The organism is Peribacillus sp. NPDC060253 (genome assembly GCF_042727425.1).
Taxonomy (GTDB): domain Bacteria; phylum Bacillota; class Bacilli; order Bacillales; family DSM-1321; genus Peribacillus.
Window position 1 is genome coordinate 1 of the sequence record NZ_JBHXAS010000178.1, and the last position, 7125, is coordinate 7125.

At 39.6% G+C, this 7125-nt stretch carries 5 protein-coding genes; 4 read left to right on the top strand and 1 reads right to left on the bottom strand.

The window, feature by feature from the left end; genetic code table 11:
• Positions 1 to 302: 302 nt before the first annotated feature.
• The 4 genes from ACFWE9_RS25080 (at position 303) to ggt (ending at position 6152) form a co-directional block, all read left to right on the top strand.
• The gene (locus ACFWE9_RS25080; RefSeq protein WP_230156469.1) at positions 303 to 1277 is read left to right on the top strand and encodes a TAXI family TRAP transporter solute-binding subunit; all 975 of its coding nucleotides are present in this window, start codon (positions 303 to 305) and stop codon (positions 1275 to 1277) included.
• Between the two features lie 85 nt (positions 1278 to 1362).
• A complete protein-coding gene (locus tag ACFWE9_RS25085) occupies positions 1363 to 1869 on the top strand; it encodes a DUF1850 domain-containing protein (RefSeq protein ID WP_377359358.1) in 507 nt (168 codons plus the stop codon).
• Positions 1862 to 3856, top strand: a complete 1995-nt coding sequence (locus ACFWE9_RS25090) for a TRAP transporter permease (protein ID WP_377359360.1) — start codon at positions 1862 to 1864, stop codon at positions 3854 to 3856. Before ACFWE9_RS25085 ends, ACFWE9_RS25090 begins: the two co-directional genes overlap by 8 nt.
• Before the next feature lie 220 nt (positions 3857 to 4076).
• Positions 4077 to 6152 (top strand): gamma-glutamyltransferase, encoded by a 2076-nt coding sequence (ggt, locus tag ACFWE9_RS25095; protein ID WP_377359362.1) that lies wholly within the window; start codon positions 4077 to 4079, stop codon positions 6150 to 6152.
• Between the two features lie 365 nt (positions 6153 to 6517).
• Here ggt and ACFWE9_RS25100 read toward each other — a convergent pair whose 3' ends face one another.
• The gene (locus ACFWE9_RS25100; RefSeq protein WP_377359364.1) at positions 6518 to 6871 is read right to left on the bottom strand and encodes a Na-translocating system protein MpsC family protein; all 354 of its coding nucleotides are present in this window, start codon (positions 6869 to 6871) and stop codon (positions 6518 to 6520) included.
• Between the last annotated feature and the right edge of the window lie 254 nt (positions 6872 to 7125).

Below are 7125 nucleotides of genomic sequence, written 5' to 3' on the forward strand. Positions count from 1 at the left end.
GCTTATAAGTTTATAACAATAATATATTTCTAAAATGGAAGAGTCAATATTATCCTTAAAGAAAGGAAAAATAGGTAATAAAAGGTAATATATTACTATAAGAAAGCGGATTTCCCTTGTTTTTAATAGGTGTTTTTGCACATTTATGCTTGTTATTTCGATTTCTATAAAAGTTTTTAATCAAATACTAGTTCTTTTAGTTTAAGTGTCTAATTTTGTAAAAAAAGGGAAAGTGAGGTGGTCGGTAGAATAATAACATTATCATCTTTTGCAGATGATGAAAACACATGAGGGGGAGTTTTATGAAAAAATTTCATAAGTGCTTTTTATTGGTCATGATTTTGACGGTATTCGGTATTATCACGGCCTGCGGAGACAGTAAAACAGGTGTCTCGGGCAGCGGAAACCAAAATTTGAGTTTGTTGACTGGTGGAACGGGAGGTACATACTATCCACTCGGTGGACAAATTGGAAAAATCATTTCCGATAAAACAAAAGCGAACATAACACCTCAGACATCTGGTGCCTCCGCCGAAAACATGGAAACGATAAGGGCGGGAGAGGCTGAAATTGCCTTTTCGCAAACGGATATCGCCGCATATGCACTTGAAGGAACAGAAATGTTCGACGGGAAACCCATTGACAATATAATGGCCATCAGTTCTTTATATCCTGAAACTGTTCAAATTGTAACGACAGCAAAAAGTGGAATTAAATCAATCGAGGATTTAAAGGGTAAAAAGGTATCAGTAGGTGCACCGGGTTCTGGTGCATACATCAATGCCATGCAAATCCTGGAGATTCATGGTTTGTCTGAGAAAGATATCAAAGGACAAAATCTTTCTTTCGATGAGTCGGCCGAAGGAATCCAAGCAGGAAATATTGACGCAGCTTTCATTACTGCCGGAACACCAACTGGTGCAGTTGAAGCGCTGTCCGTACAAAATGATATCATTATCCTGCCTATTGCAGAGGAAAAGATCCAAGCATTGGTTAAAAAGTATCCATACTATGCTGAAGATACCATTCCAAGTGGTACGTACAAAATCAAATCCGAGGTAAAAACAGTTGCTGTTAAAGCGATGTTAGTGGTTACAAAGGATCTTGATGAAGATTTAGTTTATGAAATGACTAAAGCTATTTATGATAATACAGATCAAATCACACATGCAAAAGGCAAGTTCATTACAGCAGAAACTGCACTTGAAGGATTAGGGGAAATGGAAGTTCATCCTGGAGCAGCAAAATACTTTAAAGAAAAAGGTGTTTCCAAGTAATGCAATTGGGTCGGTAGCTCGCTTTATGTGGCCTATCGACTTCGTTTTTTTTCTTAATTGGATTCTGGTTTTGAAAGGGGTGCCTATGAAATTCAAGAGTTTCATGGCTTTTGGTATACCTCTGCTCATCGCTTTTTTATTCTTTTTTCCTTATAAGCATGTAATTGCCTTTTCCTTCGAGGACCAAGGGGAATTAGTCGCATACTTTCCTTTGAAAAAAGAAAAAGAATTCAAGATTAAGTATACACACTCCATCCACCTCACAGATGTTTTGGAATCATATCGGTTATCGGATAAGCAAATCAAACAAACTGAACTTGCATATCATGATTTTGCAGTCGGTATGCCTTCTAATGCAGAGGGGGAGGAAGTATTCGAAGAGAAAGACGGTACCTACTTCATAAAAAATATGAAACGCAATTTCGCCTATATAGATTTACGAGTAGGACAAGTCAGAGCTAACCATCGTTTAATATATGATGAAAAAACATACACATTGGCAGACTTTATTAAACCAGGGACATGGGTCAGGATTTCATCAGAAAGAATTTCTTTATGGGAACAGTTGAAGGGAGTGAAAATTAGTGGCTGATCAAGAAAAAACGAAGTATTTAACCGAAGCAGAACAACAGGAGTTATTGGAAAAATATGATCCAGAAGCCGGGACAAGGAAATTAACTGGTGTCTTGGGCCACATTGCGTTTTTTGGACTTTTAGCTTTTTCGTTATTTCAATTATATACTGCTATTTTTGGCGTTTTTACAGCCCAAATCCAACGGACGATACATTTAGGGTTTGCACTCTCCTTGGTTTTTTTACTATTTCCTGCAATCCGAAAGAAGCGTCAAAAAGGAAAGTTTCAAATTGCCTGGTACGATATCATATTAGCGATCCTTAGCATCGGGGTAGGTGCATATTGGCCCTTATTTTTCGAAGATATCGTCATGAATGTAGGACGCCTAGGCATATTGGATTTTGCAGTTGGTTTAATGGCCATTTTGCTGGTTTTGGAGGCAACCAGGCGTGCAGTGGGTCTTCCTATTATGGTCATTGCTTTATTATTCATTTTCTATGGGGTTTTTGGACAGTATATGCCAGGATTCCTCGCTCATCGCGGTTTAACTTTGGAGCGTTTGGTGCAAACGATGTTCTTCTCGACAGAGGGTATTTTAGGTACTCCGTTAGCGGTGTCATCGACATTCATCTTCCTATTTTTACTGTTTGGATCCTTTCTAGTCCGGACAGGGGTCGGTCAATACTTCAATGATCTCTCAACCGCCATAGCCGGCAGAAGGATAGGGGGACCCGCAAAGGTTGCGATTTTTTCCAGTGCTCTTCAAGGAACGATTAGCGGAAGCTCTGTAGCTAATGTTGTCACTTCAGGAGCATTTACGATACCGATGATGAAAAATCTTGGTTATAAGAAGGAATTCGCAGGGGCAGTGGAGGCGGCCGCTTCAACAGGCGGTCAATTGATGCCTCCGGTAATGGGGGCAGCGGCATTCTTAATGGTTGAGTTCATTGGGAATGGAATAACGTATTGGGATATAGCAAAGGCGGCTGCGATTCCAGCTATCCTTTACTTTTCAGGAATTTGGATCATGACCCATTTTGAAGCGAAACGACTTGGGCTACGTGGATTAACGAAAGAAGAGATGCCAAGTAAGAAGGAAGTGTTCGGCAAATTTTATTTACTAATACCGATCCTTGCCATTATCTTCTTGCTCATGCTGAATATCACGGTTACACATGCAGCACTGTATTCCATTGCCATTTCGGTTCTTGTAGGAATCATAAACAAGGATGTCCGAATGAAATTCATAGATATCATTTATGCATTGGTGGATGGAGCTCGAACGGCACTGTCGGTTGCAGCCGCAACTGCAGCAGCCGGCATTATTGTAGGAATCGTTACGAAAACTGGACTAGGGCTGAAACTGGCAAATGGATTAATCGATTTGTCTGGTGGATATTTGATTCCAACACTGATGCTAACGATGGTAGCTGCACTTATTTTGGGAATGGGATCCCCTACAACTGCCAACTATGTGATCACTTCGACGATTGCAGCACCTGCGATCATTTTGCTTGGCGTCCCTGATTTATCTGCACATCTATTTGTCTTCTATTTCGGCATTATAGCAGATATAACTCCTCCTGTTGCATTAGCGGCATTTGCAGCGGCAGGGGTAGCGGGCAGTGAACCGATAAAAACGGGGATTCAGTCATCAAAACTTGCTATCGCTGCATTTATCATTCCGTATGTTTTTGTTCTCTCTCCACAATTACTAATGATCGATACAACTTGGATGGAGGTTGCCTGGGTCGTTCTTACAGCAATGTCAGGCATGGTTGCAATTGGTGCGGGTGTTATAGGTTACTGGATGAGGAAGATGCACTGGTTAGAAAGAATCATCGCTATAATCGTTGGTTTACTATTAATCTATCCTGAAACGATATCGGACATCGTTGGATTATCTGCATTTTTGGTATTACTGGCTTTACAATATCTTTGGAAGAGTGACAATCACGACAGCCCCAATATCTTGGAATATAAGCAAAGTGTGGATAAAAATTGAGTCTTCGGATATCAATCCAGAAGAAAAGGCTAATTGAACTCTAAACATTCTAGGGGGTGATTATTTGAAATGAGACATCAATGAGAGCAGGGGATGTGCATACTGCTATTTTAGAGATCAACCAGCATATTCTTACTTGCAATAGCAGAGTCATTGGCCCGTATATCCAGGTGCCTTATGGTAAAACCCAAATTGTTTTATTTTGAAAGGAGACTAATTCATGAAATTTTTAAAAAGTTTTATTTTAGTTACTTTCAGTTTCTTTTGTATGATCACACCAGCTTTTGCAAGTGTCCCTGGAGTGGATGGGTCAATGGGAAAGGGAGCAACAAAAGGAATTGTATCCGTTTCCCATCCTTTAGCAGCTGAAGCGGGCATTAAGATATTAAAACAAGGTGGAAACGCAGTCGATGCAGCAGCAGCCATTCAATTATCGCTAAATGTAGTTGAACCAATGATGTCTGGAATCGGTGGCGGTGGTTTTATCATGATTTATAATAAAAAGGAAAATAAAATAACGATGATCGAAAATCGCGAAATGGCACCGCAAAATGTTACGCCTGAACTTTTTTTAGATGAAAAGGGAAAACCTGTTCCTTTTAGTAAGCGGCACACATCTGGTAAGGCGGTTGCTGTTCCTGGAACTCTGATGGGGGTGGAGACTTCTCTTGAGAAATATGGAACATTGAAATTATCACAAGTCATAGGCCCGGCCATTAAACAAGCTGAAGAAGGGGTAAAAGTCAATTGGGCAACAGCACAATATATCGATGAAAATGTAACAAAGCTTAAAAATAACCAAGCGGCTGCAAAAGTTTTTGTACCAGACGGAAAGCCATTGGAAGAGGGAGACACCCTCGTTCAGCCAGATCTGGGAAAGACTCTTAAGCTAATAAAAAAACAAGGTTCTAACGTTTTTTATAAAGGTGAAATCGGGGAAGCCCTTACTAAAGAAGTTCAAAAGCGTGAAGGAACGATGACAACTGAGGATTTGCAAAACTATGAAGTGAAAGAAAGAGAGCCAATTAAATCGGAATATAGGGGATTTGAAGTGGTAGGGGCAGCTTCACCAAGCTCAGGCAGCTTGACTGTTCTACAAATCCTGGAGCTTATGGAAGGATTCGATGTACAAAAGATGGGGGCGAACTCCCCTGAGTATCTTCATTATCTCACGGAAGCCATGCATCTCGCTTTTGCCGATCGAGCTGCCTATATGGCAGATGAAGATTTTTATGATGTACCAACAAAAGGACTATTGGATGAAGATTATATTAAAGAAAGACGAAAACTCATTAATCCAAATAGATCAACAGCTGATGTCAAAGCAGGCGATCCATGGAAGTATGAGGGCAAAGTACCCACTTCAATGGAGAAGGTAAAAGAAGAGAAAACACCGATCGGTCAAACAACCCATTTTTCTGTAATGGATAAATGGGGAAATATGGTTGCTTATACGACTACAATCGAGCAAGTATTCGGATCAGGTATCATGGTACCTGATTATGGATTCATGCTAAATAATGAAATGACGGATTTTGATGCAACACCGGGTGGAGTTAACCAGGTGGAACCAGGAAAAAGACCAAGAAGCAGTATGTCCCCTACCTTCGTATTAAAAGATGGCAATCCCTTCATGGCCATTGGTTCACCAGGGGGAGCGACGATAATAGCATCGGTATCTGAAACGATTATGAACGTGCTTGATCATAAAATGCTAATTCAAGATGCCATATTAGCGCCACGTATTTATTCTGCTGACTATCCGACGGTTAGATGGGAACCGGGAATTGAACAAAATACAAGGTTGGAGTTAATGGCAAAAGGCCATGTTTATGAAGAAAAACCCCAGCATATCGGAAATGTGCAAGCTGTTATTTATGATTATGAAAAGGGGAAAATGTATGGAGGAGCCGATAATACGAGAGAAGGAACTGTTCAAGGAGTGTATAATGTTTCCTATAAATCGAAAAAGCCAAAAGAAATAAAAGAAGAAAAAAAGGGACCGTTTACCTTAAAAGTGAATGGAGCCATTTATCCTTATACTGCTGAACAAATGAAACTGATAGATGAAAAACCCTATATCCAATCAGACAAATTGCTACTTGGTTTAGGTGTAATCCAAACAGGGGACTTACAAACATTTAAACCAGATAAAAAATCGTATCTACCGGTGTTAAGTGTAGGGAAATCATTAGGATATAAAGCAAAATGGAACGAAAAAGACAAAGAGGCACTATTGGAAAAAGATCCGGCAGATATTGAAGATTCAGACGAAGATGGTAGTGTCACGAATTAATTTTATCCAGACCAAAATAGACTGAAATTCCTCTAGCAAGCTGTTAATACGAGGAAAAATGGCCAGAGCAATGAAATTAATATTCCCCTTGTGCATTGACATAAGGGGAATGTTTTTTGGTCATTAATTAATCAATCGTTGGACTTTTAACCTCCTGGATGTATACGCTCACTTTTTGCAATTTCTTGTGGCCATTCATGTTTTTCCTGATGTGGTACATTTCAGCTTTGGTGTTTAATAATCGTGCGGAGGATCAACGCGGTCCCGAAAGCGACAAACCATCCTTCTCTCCATCCACCAGATTGAATTAACGATTCAATTTGTGAAACAACTTGTTCTAAAAGTGGTACATATTTTAGATAAGACTATGGCTGAATAAGCTTATCGAAAACAAAAATAGTCATAGCAGTATCAATATCTATATTAATATCCGTATAGATGCTCAAAATTTTCGCTTGCATCAACTCCTCAAGCTTTTTCATCACGGTAGGATCCTGATAAATATCCTTTACTAATTTAGTTCGAGCTTCATGAACCATTTTTTGTCCTTCAGTGGAGCCAATCATAAACTTTTCAACATTCGTCAGATTACCTTTCATCTCACTAATTACCCAGGGACCTACAAAACGAGTGGTGATTTCCTTTGGTCCATTTCCAACATACTCCTTGCGTATTTCGCGAAGTAACATATTGAATTGATGCTCCATGTTTTTTGTCATTCCATTTCTCCTATCTAATCGTTTAATCTGTTTAACTTTGGGTTTAATATTAAATAACTGGTTCTAGATAACCTCTATTTTGTCAAGACGTAAATAAGATAAAAAAATTGAACTTTTCATTTATTCATACTATGAAAATTCATTGTTCATTTTTTACTCCAAAAGATAAATCGCTTGTTGGGTAGGCACTATTAAGTAGTTCGGCGGGGACAGCGCCGCCACGCTAGCGAGGGAGGACGGAAAGAGTCCGACGC

Excerpts from the sequence above, each read along its gene's own strand:
- ACFWE9_RS25100 (WP_377359364.1), bottom strand. The coding sequence starts at position 6,871 with ATGACAAAAAACATGGAGCATCAATTCAATATGTTACTTCGCGAAATA.
- ggt (WP_377359362.1), top strand. The coding sequence starts at position 4,077 with ATGAAATTTTTAAAAAGTTTTATTTTAGTTACTTTCAGTTTCTTTTGT.
- ACFWE9_RS25085 (WP_377359358.1), top strand. The coding sequence starts at position 1,363 with ATGAAATTCAAGAGTTTCATGGCTTTTGGTATACCTCTGCTCATCGCT.
- ACFWE9_RS25080 (WP_230156469.1), top strand. The coding sequence starts at position 303 with ATGAAAAAATTTCATAAGTGCTTTTTATTGGTCATGATTTTGACGGTA.